We start from the raw sequence: 17,458 nt of genomic DNA, 5'->3' as shown, positions 1-17,458 counted from the left end.
GTCAGCCGACCAGGGACACCGGGTCGCGCTGCGCGCCCTCGTACCGCTCCAGCAGCACGTCCACCAGCTCGGGCGCGGCGCCGAGCACGTCGGCCACCACGATGGCGCCCGCCTCCAGCGCCTCCCGCCGCACCTTGTCGGCGAAGTAGCCGGGCGCCAGCAGGTACGGCGCCACCACCACGCGGGGCGCGCCCGCCCGCACCAGCTCCGCCACGGCCTGCGCGGGCGTGGGCCCGGCGGCCGAGGCGTACGCGGCCCGGACCGTCCACCATCCGCCGCGCCGCCACTCGCGCGCCATGCGCGAGACGACCGCGTTCGCGCGCGCGTCGCTGGACCCGGCCGACACCAGCACCACGGCGGTGTCCGGGTCGCCGGGCCGCACGCCCGCCTCGGCCAGCCGCCGCTCCAGCGCGGCCCGCAGCAGCGGGTGCGGCCCGAGCGTCGTCCCGTAGTGGACGCGCAGCCGGGGCTGGTGCGCCCGCGCCTCGTTCAGCGCCGCCGGCAGGTCCACCCGGCTGTGGTAGGCCTCGGTGAGCAGCAGCGGCAGCACCACGGCCTCCTCCAGGCCGTGCAGGGCCTGCCCGAGCGTCGGCGCGCAGTGGTCGAGGTACGCCACCCGTACGTCCAGCGGCACCTGGTCGAGCAGCGCGGCCACGGTGGCGGCGGCACGCGGGTCACGCGACCCGTGCGCCACCGCCACCAGTGGCACGCGACCGGGGGCCGTCCCGCCTGCCAACGGGACGAGACCCCTTCCGGGGATCACAGGTGAATGCCGCATTCGACCTTCCCCAGGCCCGCCCAGCGCCCGCTGCGCGGATCCTCCCCCTCGGCGACCTGCCGCGTGCAGGGCGCGCACCCGATCGAGGGGTAGTTGTCGTAGTGCAACGGGTTGATGAGCACCCCGTTGTCAGCGATGTAGTTGTCGACGTCCTCCTGCGTCCAGGCGGCGATCGGGTTGACCTTCACCATCTGGCGCTTGGCGTCCCACTCGACGACCCGCGCGTCCTTGCGGGCCGGCGACTCGTCCCGCCGGATGCCGGAGATCCACGCGAGGTACGGCTCCAGCGCCCGGTTCAGCGGCTCCACCTTGCGCAGGTAGCAGCACAGGTCGGGGTTGCGCCCGAACAGCCGCGGCCCGAGGTCGCGGTCCTGCTCGGCCACCGTGCGCGACGGCTTCACGTCGATCACGTTGACGTCGTAGACCTGGCGCACCGCGTCCCGCGTGCCGACGGTCTCGGCGAAGTGGTAGCCCGTGTCGATGAACAGCACGTCCACGCCCGGCTTCACCCTGCTCACCAGGTCGATCAGCAGCGCGTCGCTCATCGAGGAGGTCAGGCAGAGCCGGTCGCCGAACGTGGCGGCCGCCCAGCGGATGATCTCCCTGGCGGTGGCGCCCTCCAGGAACGTGGCGGCGGACTCGACGATGTCCTGCAGGTCGAGCGTGCCGCGCTGATCTCTTAAACCGACCTCGATGTCCACCAGCGTCATCTCGTCACTCCGATCCCCAGGAACTTCAGCTTGAAAGCGCGGGCGCAGGACCGGCAGTACCAGCCGCCGTCGCCCTCGTAGGGCTCCAGGTCCTCGTCACCGCAGTACGGGCAGTGGAAGGGAACCGCGCGCTCGCTCATCGCAGGTCCGCCTCGTCGGCCCGCTGCACCCAGTCGGCGAACGACTCGCCCTCCTTGCGCTGGGCGTCGAAGTTCTTCACCACCCGCTCGACGTAGTCGGGCAGGGCCTTGGCGGTGGTCTTCAGCCCGCGCACCTTGCGGCCGAAGCCGGCGTTGACGCCGAGCGAGCCGCCCAGGTGGATCTGGTAGCCCTCGACCTGGTCGCCGTTCTCGTCCACGACGAGCTGGCCCTTCAGCCCGATGTCGGCGACCTGGATGCGGGCGCAGGAGTTGGGGCAGCCGTTGACGTTGATGGTCAGCGGCTCGGCGAACTCGGGCAGCCGGCGCTCCAGCTCGTCGATGAGCTGCGCCGCGGTGGCCTTGGTCTCGACGATGGCCAGCTTGCAGTATTCGATGCCGGTGCACGCCATCGTCTGGCGGCGGAAGGTCGAGGGTCGCACCTGGAGGTCGCTCGCCTCCAGCTCGGCCACGATCGAGTCGACCTGGTCCGGCGCGACGTCGAGGATGACCATCTTCTGCTCGACCGTCGTGCGCACCCGGCCGGAGCCGTGCCGCTCGGCGATGTCGGCGATCCTGTGCAGCGCGTCGCCGTCCAGCCGGCCCACCTTGGGGGCGAAGCCGACGTAGAAGTTGCCGTCCTTCTGCGGGAAGACGCCCACGTGGTCGCGGCGGCTGCCGCGCGGCTGCTCGGGGGCGGGCCCGTCGGGCAGCGGCGCCTTCAGGTATTCGGTCTCCAGGATCTCGCGGAACTTCTCCACGCCCCAGTCGTTGACCAGGAACTTGATCCGCGCCCGGTGCCGCAGCCTGCGGTAGCCGTAGTCGCGGAAGATGCCGACCACGCCCTCGTGCACGTCGGCCGCCTGCTCGGGCCGGACGAACACGCCGAGGCGCTTGCCGAGCATCGGGTTGGTGGACAGGCCGCCGCCCACCCACAGGTCGTAGCCGGCCTCGCCGTGCTCGTTGACGACGCCGACGAAGGCCACGTCGTTGATCTCGTGCACCGTGCAGTGCGCCGGGCAGCCGCTCAGCGCGGTCTTGAACTTGCGCGGCAGGTTCGAGTAGGCGGGGTTGCCGACCACCCGGTCCTGGATCTCGCGGATCTGCTCGCTCGCGTCCAGCACCTCGTCCACGTCGATGCCGGCCAGCGGGCAGCCCAGGATCACGCGCGGCGTGTCACCGCACGCCTCCGTCGTCGACAGGCCGACGGCCTCCAGGCGCTCCCAGATGTCCGGCACCGACTCGATCTCCACCCAGTGGAGCTGGATGTTCTGGCGGTCGGTCAGGTCGGCGGTGCCGCGGCCGTACTCGTTGGAGATGTCGGCGATCGCGCGGAGCTGGGCCAGGTCGAGCTGGCCGCCGTCGATGCGCACCCGCAGCATGAAGTAGCGGTCGTCGAGCTCCTCCGGCTCCAGCACCGCGGTCTTGCCGCCGTCGATGCCGGGCCTGCGCTGGGTGTAGAGGCCGTACCAGCGCATCCGGCCGCGCAGGTCGGCCGGGTCGATCGAGTCGAACCCGCGCTTGGAGTAGACGTCGATGATGCGCTGGCGGACGTTGAGCCCGTCGTCGTTCTTCTTGTTCTCCTCGTTCTTGTTCAGCGGCTCCCGGTAGCCGAGAGCCCACTGGCCCTCGCCACGCGGGCGCTTGTGATGCCGGCTTGCGGGTGTGCGGCTGGCAGGGGTGCTCATTGCGCGTCCTTCGATTCATGGGCGCGCGCAAGGGCCCTACCTGGCCTCGTCATCGAGGGGCAGGAAGTTCCAGGAGGGTCGCGACGCGCTCAGCGGCAGAGAAAAAGCGGAGTTAGCGGGCGTCGCAACAGATGGCACTGCGGACACGCTGGAGGTCGACGTGGCGTCGACCGACGAGCATGGGGTCCGCTGGCATGCCTTCGACGATACCTTGGGGGTCCGGGATGTCCAAGACCGGGTCCAGAGTGTGGGACTGTCCGAGTTGGGAGCCGGTTCTCCGGGCTAGCCCTGGCGCGGCCAGTCGAGCTCGGACTCCACCGGCCGCTCGGGGCTCTGGTGCTGGCAGTCGCACCAGGAGCCGCCGCGGCAGTCCTCGTGACGCTTGTCCTTGCAGCTCTCGCAGATCACACCTCCGATTATTCTCCCCGAACGTTGTTCGGGTTAGGCTGGCGCGCGTGGACCTCATGGCCGAGTTGCTGGACGACCTGCGCGCCGAGACCGCGTCACTGGAACGGCTGCTGGAGCCGCTGCGGGACGCCGACTGGGAGCTGCCCACGCCCGCCGCGGGCTGGGCCGTCCGCGACCAGGTGAGCCATCTGGCCTGGTTCGACGAGGCCGCCACCCGGGCCGTCACCGACCCCGACGGCTTCACGGCCGGCCTGCCCGCCGTCACCTCCGTGGACGACCTCGCCCGCCAGGCGCGCGGCATGCCGCCGGACGAGCTGCGCGAGTGGTTCCGCGCCGCGCGCGGGCGCAGCATGGAGGTCTTCGCCGGGCTGGACGCCCGTGACCGGGTGCCCTGGTTCGGGCCTCCCATGTCGGCCGCCTCCTTCGTCACCGCGCGCCTGATGGAGACCTGGGCGCACGGCCAGGACGTGGCCGACGCGCTCGGGGTCGTCAGGGAGCCCACGGACCGGCTCAGGCACGTCGCCACGATCGGCTACCGCGCCCGCCCGTACGGCTTCGCGGTGCGCGGCCTGCCCCAGCCGGCCGAGCCGGTGCGCGTGGAGCTCGTCATGCCCGGCGGCGACGTCTGGACGGCCGGCCCCGCGGACGCCGCGAGCGTCGTACGCGGCCCCATGCTCGACTTCTGCCTCGTCGTCACCCAGCGCATCCACCTGTCGGACACCGGCCTGGAGGTCGTCGGCGAGCCGGCGCGGGCCTGGATGGAGACCGCCCAGGCGTTCGCGGGTCCGCCAGGGGAGGGACGGCCGCCGCGCTCCTCGTGACGGGGTGCTCCTCAGGGTGCGATCAGGGTGGTTCCCCGATGCCGGCGGCCGCCCGGCGGGTGACATGCTGAAGGCATGCGCACTCTGCTGAACGTCATCTGGCTGGTGTTCGCGGGGATCTGGCTGGCGATCGGTTACGCGCTGGCGGGGGTCATCTGCTGCATCCTGATCGTCACCATCCCGTTCGGCATCGCCTCGTTCCGGATCGCGGCGTACGCGCTCTGGCCGTTCGGCCGCACCGTCGTGCGCGATCCGGACGCCGGGGTGTTCTCGTTGATCGGCAACATCATCTGGTTCGTGGTGGCCGGCGTCTGGCTCGCCATCGGGCACGTCGTCACCTCGATCCCGCTGTTCCTCTCCATCATCGGCATCCCGATGGGCGTGGCGAACCTCAAGCTGGTGCCCGTCTCCCTCCTTCCGCTGGGAGCCCGCATCGTGGACCTCGACTAGGGCAGGGGCCAGGGACGTAAGCTGTCCCGAAGAACCACTGCGAACGTTGGGTGCCATGACGTCCACCGATGCGCCTTCCCGGCTGAAGAAGCGGCCGAAAAAAGGCTTGGTCAGGCATGCCCGGGCCAGGCTGAGCTGGGTGCTCGACACCAACGCGTGGGCGATCGTCCGGGCCTCGACCAACGCCGGGGTCGCCTACCGGGTGACGGGGCTGGCGGGGGAGGCGGCGTTCTTCGCGTTGCTGTCGCTGCCGCCGTTCGTGCTCGGCCTGATCGGGGTGCTCGGCAAGATCGGCACCTGGGTGGGCGGCGGCGTGGTCACCGAGGTCAAGACCTGGGTGATCCACCAGGCCGGCCTGCTGTTCACCCAGGAGGCCGTCACCAAGGTCGTCAACCCGCTGATCACCGATGTGCTCAGCGACAACGCGAGCAAGGTGTCCATCATCTCGCTGGGCTTCCTGCTGTCGCTGTGGTCCGGCTCGCGGGCGCTCTACGTCTACGTGGACCTCATCTCCGTCGCCTACGGCCTCGGCGAGGAGCGCGGCATCATCCGCACCCGGCTCATGTCCTTCGGCCTCTACGTCGTGGGCCTGGTCATCGCGATCATCATCATGCCGATCCTGGTCGTCGGCCCGACGCTGCTCAAGGACGCGCTCCCCGCGCAGTACGGCGTCATGATCGACATCCTCTACTGGCCCGTCGTCACCATCGGGTCGGTGCTCTTCCTGACCGTCCTCTACCACGTCAGCGTCCCGGTGCGCACCCGGTGGTTCCGCGAGCTGCCCGGCGCGATCCTCGCCCTGTTCCTCTGGATCGTCTGCGCCGCCGTGCTGCGCGCCGTGCTGGCGGCCTGGTTCTCGCCCGTCTCCGTGTACGGCTCCCTGGCCGCCCCCATCGCGGTGCTGCTGTGGCTCTACATCACGGCCCTCGCCGTGCTCATCGGGGCGATTCTCAACGCCGAGGTCGATCGGCTGTGGCCGGGAGAAAGCCGTACCAAATAGCGGGGATCTTCGCGATAATCCCCCCGATGGACGTCATGCGGCAGCAGGTCGGGCCCTTCCGCGTGCTCAGCAAGCTGGGCGAGGGCGGCATGGGCGTGGTGCACCTGGCGGAGGACGCGTCGGGGCGGCGCGTCGCGCTCAAGACCATGCGGCCCGAGCTGGCCGCCCGCGAGGAGTTCCGCCGCAGGTTCGGCAAGGAGGCCGAGGCGGCGAGGAGGGTCGCCAGGTTCTGCACCGCGCCCGTGCTGGACGCCGGGTTCGACGGCGGCGTCGCCTACCTCGCCACCGAGTACGTCGAGGGCCCCGACCTCGCCTCCGTGGTCCGCCAGGCGCCGCTGACCGGCGCGAACCTGGAGGCGCTCGCCATCGGCGTGGCCACCGCGCTCACCGCCATCCATCAGGCGGGCGTCGTGCACCGCGATCTCAAGCCGTCGAACGTGCTGCTCAGCCCCGTCGGGCCCCGGGTCATCGACTTCGGCATCGCCCAGCTCGCCGACACCTCCGGGCACGCGCCCGCGACCCTGGCGCAGGGGATGGGGACGCCCGCGTACATGTCGCCCGAGCAGGCGAGAGGCGAGCAGGCCACCCCCGCGAGCGACGTCTTCTCCTGGGGCTCGCTGGTCGCGTACGCGGGCACCGGCCGGCCGCCGTTCGGCACCGGCGGGGTGGCGGAGGTCGTCTACCGGGTGATCCACCACGCCCCCGCGCTGGACGGGCTGGACGAGCGCGTCCGGCCGCTCGTGGAGCGGGCGCTGGACAAGGACCCGGCCAGGCGGCCGAGCGCCCAGCAGCTCATGGACCTGCTCATGGGGCGCTCCGCGGTGCCGGTGGACGCCGCCACCAGGGCGGTCTCCGAGACCTGGACGCCCGTCGTCGCCCCGCCCACCCGGCAGGACCCGCCGCCCCCTCCGGCCAGGCGGCGCCTGCTGCCGACCGTCCTGGTCGGCCTCGCCGCCGCGGCGCTCGGCGTGGCCGCCACGCTCGCGGTGCTCCGCCCCTGGGAGGCGCGGGGAGGCGGGTCCGGCGAGCCCACCGTCGCGGCCACCCTCGACGCCGCGGGCAGCAGGCTCAGCGTCCGGATCGACGCGCTGACCCGGCAGGGCGGCACGGTCCGCCTGCAGTGGACGGTCACGAACGTCGGCACCGGCAACGCGCCCCTCTACGACCAGTTCGGCAACGGCGCGCTCGACTTCTCCGTCTCGGCGGTCAACCTCATCCCGCCCGGCGTCGCGGAACCGATCCGCCCCGCCGTCAAGAACGGCTCCTGCCAGTGCACCGACATGGCGGCCGCGCCGTTCGGCGGCGGCGATCAGATGCGCATGTACGCGATCTTCGAGAACGTCCCCCAGGACGTGGAGACGGTCGACGTCGACCTCAGGGTGCTCGGCGTCCTGCGCGACGTACCGATCACCCCGGCCTGACCGTACGAGCGGGGCGGATGCGCTGATCGGAGCGGGGAAAGCCCACCGCCGCATCCGCTATCGTCTACAGCGAGACGCGACTGGCGCATTGGGTGGGATCGACCACCAGGGAGCGAAAGGAGCGGAGGCCGGGCGCCTGGGTCTTCGCAGTCGTCAACGATGACAGGGGAGTCATGGGTTCTCTCGCTAGCGTCGACCCGCAGATCGCCGACCTCATCAAGGCCGAGGAGCGCCGCCAGGCCGACACGGTCAAGCTGATCGCCTCGGAGAACTACGTCTCCAAGGCCGTGCTGGAGGCCACCGGCACCGTCCTGACCAACAAATACTCCGAGGGCTACGCCGGCAAGCGCTACTACGAGGGTCAGCAGGTCATCGACCAGATCGAGACGCTGGCCATCGAGCGCGCCAAGTCGCTGTTCGGGGTCAACCACGCCAACGTCCAGCCCTACTCGGGCTCGCCCGCCAACCTCGCCATCTACCTGGCGTTCCTGCAGCCGGGCGACACCGTGATGGGCATGGGCCTGCCGTTCGGCGGCCACCTCACCCACGGCTGGTCGGTCTCGGCCACCGGCAAGTGGTTCAACTCCGTCCGCTACGGCGTGCGCAAGGACACCGGCCGCGTCGACCTCGACGAGGTCCGCGAGCTCGCCCTGGAGCACCGGCCCAAGGTCATCTTCTGCGGCGGCACCGCCATCCCGCGCACCATCGACTTCGAGGGCTTCGCGGCCATCGCCCGCGAGGTCGGCGCCGTGCTGGCGGCCGACATCGCGCACATCGCCGGCCTCGTCGCGGGCGGCGCCCACCCCTCCCCGGTGGGCCACGCCGACGTGATCTCCACCACCACCCACAAGACGCTGCGCGGCCCGCGCGGCGCCATGCTCATGGCGACCAGCGACGAGCACGCCACGGCGCTCAACAAGGCCGTCTTCCCCGGCCTCCAGGGCGGCCCGCACAACCACACCACCGCCGCCATCGCCGTCGCGCTGCACGAGGCCGCCCAGCCGGCCTTCCGCGACTACGCCCACCAGATCGTCGCCAACGCCAAGGCCCTGGCCGAGGAGCTGGCGAGCCGCGGGTTCGACCTCGTCTCCGGCGGCACCGACAACCACCTCATCCTGCTCGACCTTACGCCCAAGGGCATCGGCGGCAAGCCGGCCGCCCAGGCGCTCGACCGGGCCGGGCTGGAGACCAACTACAACACGGTGCCGTTCGACCCGCGCAAGCCGTTCGACCCGTCGGGCATCCGCATCGGCACGCCTTCGGTCACCTCGCGCGGCATGGGCGAGGCCGAGATGCGGCAGATCGGCGCCTGGATCGACGAGGTCGTCACCGCCCTCGCCAAGGGCGACGCCGAGGACGTCATCGCCCGCGTCCACCGCGAGGTCAGCGAGCTCACCTCGCAGTTCCCGGCCCCCGGCCTGTAAGCCGAGAGCGCGCGAACGCCCCGCCGCACGGGCTCCGTGTGCGGCGGGGCGCCCGGCGCGAGCGGAGCAGGCCGGATCGCCCCGCTCGCGGTGGCCGCGCGATGCTCCGGGGAGCGCCGCACGGCCGGGGACGGCCGGCGGGGGACGGGACCGAGTCGCCCCCCGCCGGGCCTCAGCTCAGGAAGACGTAGTCGGCGCCGTACGGCGCCCTGGCCTCCGTCCCGGGCTCGCAGGGCCCCGCCGGGGCCGTGCCGCCCGTGGTGTTGACCCGCAGGATCTGCGCGACCCGCGTGAGCAGGCCGTCGGCCGCGCCCGCCTGGGCGGCGTCCAGCACGAGCTCGGGGATCACGCCGTCGCCGTTCGGCGTCCGGGTGACGACCGAGCCGCGCACCGCGCTGCCGTCGGGCGCGACCCACTGCGGCGGGCCGCCGCCCGGGGTCACGTACGTGTGCTCGATGCCTCGGCGCAGCGTGGCCGCCACGCCAAGCTGGGCGAAGGCGTACGCGCCCGACGGCTGCCGCGCGCAGGTGTAGATCTGCTCGCCGCGCAGCACCGGCGCCGTGAGGGCGCGCGGGTGCGTGACCGGCCCGCCGCCGAGCCGCGCGCGCACCGGCGGACCCGGCGTCCGCAGCACCGCGTCCCAGCGGTTGGGGGCGGCGGCGATCCGCCGCAGGACCTCGGGCGGGACCGGCGTCACCCCCGAGACGCCGGTCACGTTCCGCGGCAGGGCGCCCGCGAACAGGCTCACCGAGGCCGGTCTGGTGACGCCCTCGCGCGCCACCAGACCGCCGGTCACCGGCGTGGGGGCGCCGAACCAGGACGCGGCGTACGCGAGGGCCGCGCCCGCGGGCCGCAGCCACCACGTCGCCCGTCCCCGCGAAGTCGTCGCCGCGGCGAGGGTGGCCTGGTCGGGGCCGTTGAGCACGCCGTTCAGGTCGACGGGGCGCGACAGGCGGTGCAGGCGGCCGCGGACCGAGCCCCGGGCGTCGCGCACGGCGGCGTGGAAGGCGGCCGGGTCGGCGAGCAGCGCGGCGGCCAGCATCAGGCGGGAAACGGCTGATCTTCGTACCGGCATGGACAACCCCCGCGTTCAGACCCGGACGGTCAGCAGCCGCTTGCCCGTCGAGGTCACCACCTCGAAGTGGTCGATCTCCTTCAGCGGCGTGGCGCTACCACCGTGCATGTAGAGCGGATCGGGCGAGCCCGGCACGCCGTACCCGGCCGTCGGCACGGCCCAGCCGGTCATCACCCGCCGCTCGCCCGCCCGGCCGACCGAGACCAGCTCGCACTGGAGCGGCCCTTTGACGCCGGCCAGCCTGAGCGCGGCGTGCGTGCCCCAGCCCTTGGACTCGACCACGAGCCCGCCGGTGACGCCGTCCACGCCCTTGCCCTCGATGGGCCGCCCGTCGGCGTAGAACTGCTCGGCCGGTCCCATGTGGCTGGCGTGACCGGAGTGGTCCCGTGCGAGCTGGGCGGTGCTGCCCCCGGCGAGCTGCGTGCCGACGGTCAGCCCGCCGGCCACCAGCGTGACCGCGGCGGCCATCCCGATGATGAACGTCCCCCTGCGGGTCCGCCGGTCGGCGGCCCGTTTGCGGCGCATCAGGTCGATGGCCGGCCCGGGCGCGGAGTCGTCGCCGGGCGGGAACAGGTCCCGCACGGGAGCGAGGCCGTCCAGCGCGCTGGCGACACCCGCCAGGTCGGAGAGCTCGGCCCGGCAGCCGCCGCAGTGCAGCAGATGGGTCTCGAACGCCGCTTTGTCCTCCTCTTCGAGCAGGCCGAGCGCGTACGCGCCCACGTCCGTGTGCTCGACTCCCGCCGTCATGCCGTCACCCCCCTCTCCTCCAGCGCGATCCGCAGCGCGCGCACGGCGTAGTACACGCGGGACTTGACGGTGCCCACCGGGATGCCGAGCGCCGCGGCGGCGTCGTTCACCGACCGGTCCCGCAGGATCGTCTCGTTGAGGATCTCGCGGTGGGCCGGGGACAGCGCCTTCAGCGCCTCTGTCACGACCACCTGGTGCAGCAGTCCCTCCATCTCGTCCGGCACGGGCATGCTCTCCAGCGGCCCGTCGCCCGACTCCCGCGGGCGCGCGTCCCTGCGGCGCCGGTCGTCGATCACGATCCGCCTGGCCACCGTGGCGAGCCAGGGCATCAGCGAGACCGCGTCGGGGTCGAGCCGCTCGGCGCTGCGCCAGGCCCGGATCATGGTCTCCTGCACCACGTCCTCCGCCCATTGCCGATCGCCCGCCGTCAGCCGGATCACGAAGCCCATCAGCGGGCCGTGATACTCCCGGTAGAGCGCGGACACGGCCACCTCGTCGTCGGGCACCTCGTGCTCCGGTCGCACGCGCCGCATCCAGTGGCGTGCGCGCGGCTTGCCCTGCGCGGTGGCTCCGTCGGCCGAGGGCGGGGGGTACGTGCTCGTCCGCATGTGCTCCCCTTTCTCGTGTCCGTCGCGAGGAGGTACGGGGAGCCGGCCTGGGGCGGTTCAACGACACGCCAGACCAAAAAGGTTTGCCTACCGGGAGCGGGATGCGTAGAGTCGTCCCGTTCCAACGATCGAGGAGGTGAGGACCATGCGGGTCGTCCTGTTCTGCGTTCCGTCAGTCCACCTCCGGGCGCGCGGCTAGACGCCGCCCCGGCTCTTCTCTTCCTTCTCGATCAAAGGTTTCCACTCCAGTGTCTTCTTTTGACCTTTCCCTGCTCGGCTGGACCGACTCGCGTGCCGCCGAGCTGCCCGACGGCACCGTTCCCGCCCGCGTGGCCCGGGTCGACCGCGGCGCCGCCGAGGTGATCGCGGCCGACGGTCAGCACCACGTCCGCTACTCCGCGCCCGTACGCCGGGCCTCGGCCGCCGACCCGGTCGCGCTGCCCTGCGTCGGTGACTGGGCGGCGCTGCGGCTGCTGCCCGAGGGCCGCTACGAGCTCGACGCGGTGCTGCCGCGCAGCACCGCGTTCGTCCGGGGCGGCGTGAGCCGCGACTCGGTCGGCGGCCTGTCCGGCGACGGCCAGGGCCAGGTGCTCGCCGCCAACGTGGACGTGGTCTTCGTCGCCGAGCCGTCCATGCACTCCACCGACTTCGCCGACCTCGGCCGCATCGAGCGGCTGGTCGCGCTCGCCTGGGAGTCCGGCGGCACGCCGGTCGTGCTCGTCACCAAGTCCGACCTGTTCGACGACGGCCTCGACGACCTGCTCGCCGACGTCCGCACGGCCGCGCCCGGCGTGGACGTGCACGCCGTCTCGTCGCTGCGCGGCGAGGGGGTCGAGCTGGTCGGCTCCTACCTCGGCGGCTCCCGCACGGCGGTCATCCTCGGCCCGTCCGGGGCCGGCAAGTCCACCCTGGTCAACGCGCTGGCCGGCGCGGAGGTCATGGAGACCCAGCAGGTACGCGCCGCCGACGGCCGCGGCCGGCACACCACCGTGCACCGGGAGCTGATCCCGCTGACCGGCGGCGGCATCGTCATCGACACGCCGGGCATCCGCAGGATCGGCCTGTACGACATGAACCAGGGCGTCGACCTCGTCTTCTCCGACATCGAGGAGCTGGCGGAGCGGTGCAGGTTCGGCGACTGCGGGCACGACGGCGAGCCGGGCTGCGCGGTGGTGGCCGCCCTGGAGCGCGGCGAGCTGCCGGAGCGGCGTCTGGAGAGCTGGCGCAAGCTGCAGCGGGAGGCGGCCTGGATGGCGTCCAGGACGGACGCGCGGCTGCGCAAGGAGCAGCAGAACAAGTGGAAGATCATCACGAAGGAGATGCGCCGCTCGGGCCGTAGCCGGCCCTGACGCCGCACGCCCCGTCGCCCTCCGGCCCTGACCAGGGCCGGAGGGGCGAGGGACGGGGGCTGGTGGGTAGGCAGAGAGCATGGAGCTCTTCGCGGACCGGGCCGAGGCCGGCAGGCGCCTGGCCGAGCGGCTGCTGGACGTCCACGATCCCGTGGTGCTGGCGCTGCCGCGCGGCGGCGTGGCGGTGGCGGCGCCCATCGCGCGCCGGCTCGGCGTGCCCCTGGACGTGCTCGTGACCAGGAAGATCGGCTATCCGCGGCAGCCCGAGCTGGGCGTCGGCGCCGTCGCCGAAGGCGGCGAGCCGGTGTTCGACCGGACCTTGCTGCGCCGGCTCGGCATGACGCCGGAGTCGGTCGCGGACGTGGTGGAGCAGGAGCGGCGCGAGCTGGCCCGCCGGGTGCGCGTCTACCGGGGTGACCGGCCGTTGCCCGCGCTGGCGGGCCGCGAGGTGATCGTCGTGGACGACGGCCTGGCCACGGGCGGCACGGCGCGGGCGGCGCTGCGGGCGGTGGCCGCGGCCGGGCCCGCGAGGGTGACGCTGGCGGTGCCGGTGGGGGCGCTCGGCACGGTGGAGTCGCTGCGCCACGAGGCCGACGAGGTGGTGGTGCTGCTCACGCCGGTGGACTTCCGCGCGGTCGGCCAGTGGTACGTGCACTTCGAGCAGCTCAGCGACGCCGACGTGCTGGACCTGCTGGGACAGGTCTGAGCAGAGCCTTCGCTCAGTTGGCGAGCACGGCCCAGACGCACTTGCGGCTGGCGCCGGTCGTGAGCCAGCCCCAGCCGCTGCAGAGGGCGTCGACCAGCCGCAGGCCCCGCCCGTACTCGGAGAACACGTCGGGCGTGGCGGCCACCGGCACGGTGCGACTGTGGTCGGTCACGACGCAGGCGAGCTCGGGGCCGTGGGTCAGCAGCCGGAGCTGGGCGGCGCCGCCGCCGTGCCGGATCGCGTTGGTCACGAGCTCGGAGACCACGAGCTGGCACTCGAAGGCGATGTCGCCGACGCCCCACGTGCCCAGCGTCCGGTCCACGAAGCGGCGGGCGGTGGCGACGCAGGCGGGCTCCAGCGCCGTCCGTTCCTGAAAGGGGAAGACAGCGTCACACTCACCGGCGAGGCCGTCCACCAAGATGGAGAACAGCCAGCCGGGAGGCCGGGAACCGATGGCGGCTTGCGGCCGAGCGTCGAAAGTCGTCATTCTGGCCCCCGAAGCGCGGTCTGGTGATCCAATGCCCATCTTTACGGGGAGCGCTTACCAATGCAAGACTTTTCGTAGTTTACGGATGCGAATCGCATCTGCACGTGCAGATGATCTAGGAGCGGTACGGTGAGCGCAGAGAGCGCGGAGGGGAAGCTTCTCAGCTATGCGCCGGGGAGCCCGACGGTGCTGCGGATCCTCCTCGGAACCCAGCTTCGCCGGCTCCGTACGGAGAAGGGTATCTCGCGGGAGGACGCCGGATACTCGATTCGCGCTTCTCACGCCAAGATCAGCCGGCTGGAGCTCGGTCAGGTGAGCTTCAAGCAGCGTGACGTGGCCGACCTGCTCACCCTGTACGGCGTCACCGACCCCGGCGAGCGCCAGCAGCTCCTCGACCTGGCCAAGCAGGCCAACGCCCCGGGCTGGTGGCACAAGTACGGCGACGTGCTGCCGACGTGGTTCGAGGTCTACATCGGCCTGGAGGGCGCCGCGTCGAGCATCCGCACCTACGAGAACCAGTTCGTCCCCGGCCTGCTGCAGACGGCCGGCTACGCGCGGGCGGTCATCGAGCTCGCCCACGAGAAGGCGACGAGGTCCGAGCTGGACCGCAGGGTCGCGCTGCGCACCATGCGGCAGCGGCGGCTGGAGAGCGGCCTCACCCTGTGGGCCGTCATCGACGAGGCGGTGGTGCGGCGCACGCTCGGCGGGCCCGACATCATGCGGGCCCAGATCGCGCACCTGCTGGACGTCACGGCCGAGCGCAACATCACCGTCCAGGTCATGCCGTTCGACCGGGGCGGGCACGCGGCGGCGGGCGGGCCGTTCAGCATCCTGCGCTTCCCGGAGCGCGAGCTGCCCGACGTGGTCTACATGGAACAGCTCACCAGCGCCCTCTACCTGGACAAACCTGCCGACTCCGACCACTACATGGAGGTCATGGACCGGCTCAGCGTCCAGGCGGAGACGCCCAGGGAGACGCGCCGCTTCCTGGAACGTCTCATTTCATGACCTGCTGATATCCCTGTGATCCACTCCATACCGGATTTTTGGTCGTCCGGTATATGGAGGTCTTCGTGCTGCCGTATTGTCCTTTCGCAAACGCGGATGCACGTGCATCCGTAAGATCGCGAGGAGCCGCCCCCATGCACGAGTTCCGGAACGGAACCCCCGCCGGCCGCCTTCCCGTCGTCTGGCGCAAGAGCAAGCGGAGCAACCCCAACGGCAACTGCGTCGAGGTGGCGACCTTGCCCAACGGGGAGATCGCCATGCGCAACTCGCGCTTCCCCGAAGGGCCGGCCCTGGTCTACACCCCCGCGGAGATCGCCGCGTTCGTGCTCGGGGCCAAGGACGGGGAGTTCGACGACCTCATCGTGTGAGCCCGGGCTCATCGTGTGAGGCCGGGGCCGCCGGTCAGTCCCGGGGCGCGCTGTACCAGCGCCATTCCGTGCGGCGCGGGCGCCCAGGAAGCTCGGCGCGTCCCGTCGCCCACAGCAGCGCCGGCCACGGCTCGACGTCCTCGGGGGCGTCGGGGAAGAGCCGGGCGAGCACCCGCGCGCACACCTCAGCGGGTGGTTCCCACGTCAGGCCGAGCCCCTCGGCCAGGTCGTACGTGTGCACGAGCGTCTCCACGAGCCCCATCGCGGCGAAGCCCTCGGGATCGGCGTCGCCGAACCCGTGATGGGCGAGCACGTCCGGCGGCGCGGTGCGCACCATCGCGGCCAGCAGCGCGCCGCACGCCTCCACCACCTGCAGCAGCCCTTCCGGCCCGGCCTCGGGCTGCGTGCGGATGGTCTCCACGGGCGCGCCCTCCCGGCGGGCGTTCACCGCGAAGGGGACATAGCCATCCAGCGGCGGACGTCGCGGGCCGAGCTGCGCGGCGTAGGCGAACAGGTCGTCGGCCAGGTGGTCGGCGGTCTCGCGGCACGTCCACTCCAGCGAGCCCGCCCTGCGCTCCCACGCGCCCGCGGGCGCGCCGGCGAGCAGGTCGACGGCAGGTGGACGACCCGCAGCAGGTCGTCGGCCGTCACCGGAGTCCGCTTCGTCCGTGCCATGCCGGGCACTCTAACGCGCACGGCCGGCGACCCCCGATCAGGGGTCACCTTCGTCGAAGGCGGAAAACGAGAGGAACCCGAGCGCCCGGCGGCTAGTGGGGGCCGCCGTGCGTCGGGTTCCTCGTGGTTCGTGTGCGCCTGATCAGGCAGTTGTCCCGACCGGGTTCGCCAGAGCCTGGTCGTGGGACGCCAGGCTCCGGTTCATCGGAACAACTACGTGATCACGCGATGATGGCGTTGCTGCCGGGTGAGGTGTCAGGCCGCGGAGATGCCGGCGCTGGCCGCGCGGCGCATGCGACGGCGACGCTCGCTGGCGCGCTCGTCCTCGTTGAGACCGCCCCACGTGCCGTACTTCTCCGGCCGGGACAGCGCGTAGTCAAGGCACTCGTTGCGGACGGGGCACTGGGCGCAGATCGCCTTGGCCTTCCGCTCACGTACGTCACGCTCGGGCTGCCGCTCTCCGTCGGGGCCGAAGAAGAGCACGAGGTCCTCACCCCGGCACGCGGCATCATCCTGCCAACCCCAGCTGGGGCGCGGGCGGGCGAGCTGCCGACGTACCTGAGACATGAGAAAACCACCTTCGTGAGAGGTATTTCGGTAATTGAGCCGCATTGGACGCTTTTGGCGTCACTGTTCCAACGCAAGGAGGAGCCGTGATGTTCCCTGATCAGGCGAGGGCGGGCGTGGCGTACCGCACAGGCGTGAGCCTGTCCAGCGAAACCAGCCGGTAGGTCATGATCGTCTCGGCGCAAGCCGTACCACACGGCGTCGTGAACGCCGATGGCTCAACCACAACCTGGAACCGTACGTCGCCGTGCCGCTTCGTGCGCACCCGCACGATGGCTTCGGTGACGTCGCCGTCCGTCCTGGAGGATTCCACGGCCACCGCGCCGACGGAGCACTCTCCCGTATGGGCTCGGGCGAAGTGCTCGACGGCTTGCAATGGCTCAGGGATGCCTGCGCGTCCCCGGTAGCGGTCGAGGATGACCTCGCCCGACCGGTACGCGTTAGCCGCTGCCAGTGCAGCAGCCTGAGACATGCTGCCGTAGAAAATTCCGTGTGGCAAGCACACGAGGTTGGCGGCGTAGCGATCGCCGCCAACGTGTGACGTTTCCCATACTCTGTCCGGCAAGTTTTCGGCCAGGGACCGAGCGAGGGGTAGTCCAATGCGGGCGCAGCACACATTGCGCTTGGCGTGCGTGCAGACCAGAAATACCGGCTCGTCTTCCAGTATGCAGGACCCTGGGACCACTCCGGCCACCAGCGCGTCCAGGTCAAGATCTTCGGGACCTGCGACGATGCCGCTCGCGAGCCAGGGACGCTCTCCTGCCGCGTACGCGAGTAGCACACGGATCCCCTGCTCCCGCGGGCGGGTCCGGCGGCCTGGACGGCGGATCAGCTGGGGCCTGATACCGCGTTCGAGCGCCCTGCGGACGAGTTCTGAGATTTCTTCAGGAAGTTCGAAGCTTTCCAGGTGGGAGGGCCAGGGGCCGGGATACTCGACGAGCAGCCACAGCCGGGCGCCCACGGTGGCGCTGGCGAGAGTCGGCACCTCCCCGCTGTGGCACCCGAGCGGATGGTCGCAGCCCTTCCCCAAC

Annotated in this window: 22 protein-coding genes and 1 riboswitch; of the genes, 9 read left to right on the top strand and 13 right to left on the bottom strand. The window is 71.9% G+C overall.

All coding sequences use genetic code 11. From position 1 onward, the window contains the following. Position 1 precedes the first annotated feature (1 nt). From ABD292_RS27585 to ABD292_RS27565, 6 genes are all read right to left on the bottom strand, one after another. Positions 2–700 carry a sirohydrochlorin chelatase gene (locus ABD292_RS27585; RefSeq protein ID WP_344212213.1) on the bottom strand — a complete coding sequence of 233 codons (699 nt, stop codon included), beginning with the start codon at positions 698–700 and terminating at the stop codon, positions 2–4. A 59-nt stretch (positions 701–759) separates the two neighbouring features. Continuing rightward, complete coding sequence (locus ABD292_RS27580; RefSeq protein WP_020540752.1) at positions 760–1,488, bottom strand: phosphoadenylyl-sulfate reductase; 729 nt, start codon at positions 1,486–1,488, stop codon at positions 760–762. Continuing rightward, the gene (locus ABD292_RS27575) at positions 1,485–1,628 is read right to left on the bottom strand and encodes an Insertion element protein (RefSeq protein ID WP_329573976.1); all 144 of its coding nucleotides are present in this window, start codon (positions 1,626–1,628) and stop codon (positions 1,485–1,487) included. Before ABD292_RS27575 ends, ABD292_RS27580 begins: the two co-directional genes overlap by 4 nt. Next, positions 1,625–3,313, bottom strand: coding sequence for a nitrite/sulfite reductase (locus ABD292_RS27570; RefSeq protein WP_344212210.1), 1,689 nt, complete (start codon positions 3,311–3,313; stop codon positions 1,625–1,627). Before ABD292_RS27570 ends, ABD292_RS27575 begins: the two co-directional genes overlap by 4 nt. Positions 3,314–3,425: 112 nt before the next feature. Then, positions 3,426–3,509, bottom strand: coding sequence for a putative leader peptide (locus ABD292_RS49035; protein ID WP_311132608.1), 84 nt, complete (start codon positions 3,507–3,509; stop codon positions 3,426–3,428). A gap of 86 nt (positions 3,510–3,595) precedes the next feature. After that, positions 3,596–3,721 carry a hypothetical protein gene (locus ABD292_RS27565; RefSeq protein WP_344212208.1) on the bottom strand — a complete coding sequence of 42 codons (126 nt, stop codon included), beginning with the start codon at positions 3,719–3,721 and terminating at the stop codon, positions 3,596–3,598. 47 nt (positions 3,722–3,768) lie between these two features. Here ABD292_RS27565 and ABD292_RS27560 point away from each other — a divergent pair, with 47 nt between their 5' ends. The 5 genes from ABD292_RS27560 (at position 3,769) to glyA (ending at position 8,837) form a co-directional block, all read left to right on the top strand. After that, positions 3,769–4,542, top strand: a complete 774-nt coding sequence (locus ABD292_RS27560; protein ID WP_344212206.1) for a TIGR03084 family metal-binding protein — start codon at positions 3,769–3,771, stop codon at positions 4,540–4,542. 75 nt (positions 4,543–4,617) lie between these two features. Beyond that, a complete protein-coding gene (locus ABD292_RS27555) occupies positions 4,618–4,992 on the top strand; it encodes a YccF domain-containing protein (RefSeq protein WP_344212204.1) in 375 nt (124 codons plus the stop codon). Between the two features lie 139 nt (positions 4,993–5,131). After that, on the top strand, positions 5,132–5,992 hold the full coding sequence (locus ABD292_RS27550; protein ID WP_344212202.1) for a YihY/virulence factor BrkB family protein: 861 nt from the start codon (positions 5,132–5,134) through the stop codon (positions 5,990–5,992). 26 nt (positions 5,993–6,018) lie between these two features. Further along, on the top strand, positions 6,019–7,413 hold the full coding sequence (locus ABD292_RS27545) for a serine/threonine-protein kinase (protein ID WP_344212200.1): 1,395 nt from the start codon (positions 6,019–6,021) through the stop codon (positions 7,411–7,413). Between the two features lie 66 nt (positions 7,414–7,479). Next, positions 7,480–7,562: riboswitch (ZMP/ZTP riboswitch) on the top strand. A 24-nt stretch (positions 7,563–7,586) separates the two neighbouring features. Continuing rightward, complete coding sequence (gene glyA, locus ABD292_RS27540) at positions 7,587–8,837, top strand: serine hydroxymethyltransferase (protein WP_344212198.1); 1,251 nt, start codon at positions 7,587–7,589, stop codon at positions 8,835–8,837. A 172-nt stretch (positions 8,838–9,009) separates the two neighbouring features. Here glyA and ABD292_RS27535 read toward each other — a convergent pair whose 3' ends face one another. Genes ABD292_RS27535 through ABD292_RS27525 form a run of 3 tightly spaced genes read right to left on the bottom strand, consistent with a single transcriptional unit; the run spans position 9,010 to position 11,267 of the window. Further along, on the bottom strand, positions 9,010–9,912 hold the full coding sequence (locus ABD292_RS27535) for a DUF3455 domain-containing protein (protein WP_344212196.1): 903 nt from the start codon (positions 9,910–9,912) through the stop codon (positions 9,010–9,012). A gap of 15 nt (positions 9,913–9,927) precedes the next feature. Then, the gene (locus ABD292_RS27530; protein WP_344212194.1) at positions 9,928–10,659 is read right to left on the bottom strand and encodes an anti-sigma factor family protein; all 732 of its coding nucleotides are present in this window, start codon (positions 10,657–10,659) and stop codon (positions 9,928–9,930) included. Beyond that, positions 10,656–11,267: a sigma-70 family RNA polymerase sigma factor gene (locus tag ABD292_RS27525; RefSeq protein ID WP_425565174.1), complete on the bottom strand. Its 612-nt coding sequence runs from the start codon at positions 11,265–11,267 to the stop codon at positions 10,656–10,658. The genes ABD292_RS27530 and ABD292_RS27525 overlap by 4 nt, the downstream gene beginning before the upstream one ends. Positions 11,268–11,515: 248 nt before the next feature. Between ABD292_RS27525 and rsgA the strand changes: the two genes are divergently transcribed. Beyond that, positions 11,516–12,616 carry a ribosome small subunit-dependent GTPase A gene (gene rsgA, locus ABD292_RS27520; RefSeq protein WP_344212192.1) on the top strand — a complete coding sequence of 367 codons (1,101 nt, stop codon included), beginning with the start codon at positions 11,516–11,518 and terminating at the stop codon, positions 12,614–12,616. Positions 12,617–12,695: 79 nt separating this feature from the next. Further along, on the top strand, positions 12,696–13,322 hold the full coding sequence (locus tag ABD292_RS27515) for a phosphoribosyltransferase (RefSeq protein ID WP_344212190.1): 627 nt from the start codon (positions 12,696–12,698) through the stop codon (positions 13,320–13,322). 13 nt (positions 13,323–13,335) lie between these two features. Here the strand turns inward: ABD292_RS27515 and ABD292_RS27510 are convergent, their stop codons facing one another. Then, complete coding sequence (locus ABD292_RS27510) at positions 13,336–13,809, bottom strand: ATP-binding protein (protein WP_344212188.1); 474 nt, start codon at positions 13,807–13,809, stop codon at positions 13,336–13,338. A 129-nt stretch (positions 13,810–13,938) separates the two neighbouring features. Between ABD292_RS27510 and ABD292_RS27505 the strand changes: the two genes are divergently transcribed. Both ABD292_RS27505 and ABD292_RS27500 read left to right on the top strand, forming a co-directional pair. Beyond that, the gene (locus ABD292_RS27505) at positions 13,939–14,817 is read left to right on the top strand and encodes a helix-turn-helix domain-containing protein (RefSeq protein ID WP_344212186.1); all 879 of its coding nucleotides are present in this window, start codon (positions 13,939–13,941) and stop codon (positions 14,815–14,817) included. Positions 14,818–14,951: 134 nt separating this feature from the next. After that, a complete protein-coding gene (locus tag ABD292_RS27500) occupies positions 14,952–15,185 on the top strand; it encodes a DUF397 domain-containing protein (RefSeq protein WP_091082158.1) in 234 nt (77 codons plus the stop codon). 34 nt (positions 15,186–15,219) lie between these two features. Here ABD292_RS27500 and ABD292_RS27495 read toward each other — a convergent pair whose 3' ends face one another. The 3 genes from ABD292_RS27495 to ABD292_RS27485 form a co-directional block, all read right to left on the bottom strand. Continuing rightward, the gene (locus ABD292_RS27495) at positions 15,220–15,744 is read right to left on the bottom strand and encodes a maleylpyruvate isomerase N-terminal domain-containing protein (RefSeq protein ID WP_344212811.1); all 525 of its coding nucleotides are present in this window, start codon (positions 15,742–15,744) and stop codon (positions 15,220–15,222) included. Between the two features lie 371 nt (positions 15,745–16,115). Then, complete coding sequence (locus ABD292_RS27490) at positions 16,116–16,427, bottom strand: WhiB family transcriptional regulator (protein ID WP_080036407.1); 312 nt, start codon at positions 16,425–16,427, stop codon at positions 16,116–16,118. A 100-nt stretch (positions 16,428–16,527) separates the two neighbouring features. After that, positions 16,528–17,412 carry a sucrase ferredoxin gene (locus ABD292_RS27485; protein WP_344212181.1) on the bottom strand — a complete coding sequence of 295 codons (885 nt, stop codon included), beginning with the start codon at positions 17,410–17,412 and terminating at the stop codon, positions 16,528–16,530. Positions 17,413–17,458: the final 46 nt, after the last annotated feature.

The organism is Nonomuraea bangladeshensis, assembly GCF_039529455.1.
Classification (GTDB): Bacteria; Actinomycetota; Actinomycetes; order Streptosporangiales; family Streptosporangiaceae; genus Nonomuraea; species Nonomuraea bangladeshensis.
The sequence above is the reverse complement of the archived record's forward strand: the minus strand, read 5'-3'. Positions and strand labels throughout refer to the sequence as shown.

Bases quoted from the DNA above. Each gene is read 5' to 3' on its own strand.
- ABD292_RS27580 (WP_020540752.1), bottom strand. From the start codon at position 1,488: ATGACGCTGGTGGACATCGAGGTCGGTTTAAGAGATCAGCGCGGCACG.
- ABD292_RS27575 (WP_329573976.1), bottom strand. From the start codon at position 1,628: ATGAGCGAGCGCGCGGTTCCCTTCCACTGCCCGTACTGCGGTGACGAG.
- ABD292_RS27570 (WP_344212210.1), bottom strand. From the start codon at position 3,313: ATGAGCACCCCTGCCAGCCGCACACCCGCAAGCCGGCATCACAAGCGC.
- ABD292_RS49035 (WP_311132608.1), bottom strand. From the start codon at position 3,509: ATGCCAGCGGACCCCATGCTCGTCGGTCGACGCCACGTCGACCTCCAG.
- ABD292_RS27555 (WP_344212204.1), top strand. From the start codon at position 4,618: ATGCGCACTCTGCTGAACGTCATCTGGCTGGTGTTCGCGGGGATCTGG.
- ABD292_RS27545 (WP_344212200.1), top strand. From the start codon at position 6,019: ATGGACGTCATGCGGCAGCAGGTCGGGCCCTTCCGCGTGCTCAGCAAG.
- glyA (WP_344212198.1), top strand. From the start codon at position 7,587: ATGGGTTCTCTCGCTAGCGTCGACCCGCAGATCGCCGACCTCATCAAG.
- ABD292_RS27535 (WP_344212196.1), bottom strand. From the start codon at position 9,912: ATGCCGGTACGAAGATCAGCCGTTTCCCGCCTGATGCTGGCCGCCGCG.
- ABD292_RS27530 (WP_344212194.1), bottom strand. From the start codon at position 10,659: ATGACGGCGGGAGTCGAGCACACGGACGTGGGCGCGTACGCGCTCGGC.
- ABD292_RS27525 (WP_425565174.1), bottom strand. From the start codon at position 11,267: ATGCGGACGAGCACGTACCCCCCGCCCTCGGCCGACGGAGCCACCGCG.
- ABD292_RS27515 (WP_344212190.1), top strand. From the start codon at position 12,696: ATGGAGCTCTTCGCGGACCGGGCCGAGGCCGGCAGGCGCCTGGCCGAG.
- ABD292_RS27510 (WP_344212188.1), bottom strand. From the start codon at position 13,809: ATGACGACTTTCGACGCTCGGCCGCAAGCCGCCATCGGTTCCCGGCCT.
- ABD292_RS27500 (WP_091082158.1), top strand. From the start codon at position 14,952: ATGCACGAGTTCCGGAACGGAACCCCCGCCGGCCGCCTTCCCGTCGTC.
- ABD292_RS27490 (WP_080036407.1), bottom strand. From the start codon at position 16,427: ATGTCTCAGGTACGTCGGCAGCTCGCCCGCCCGCGCCCCAGCTGGGGT.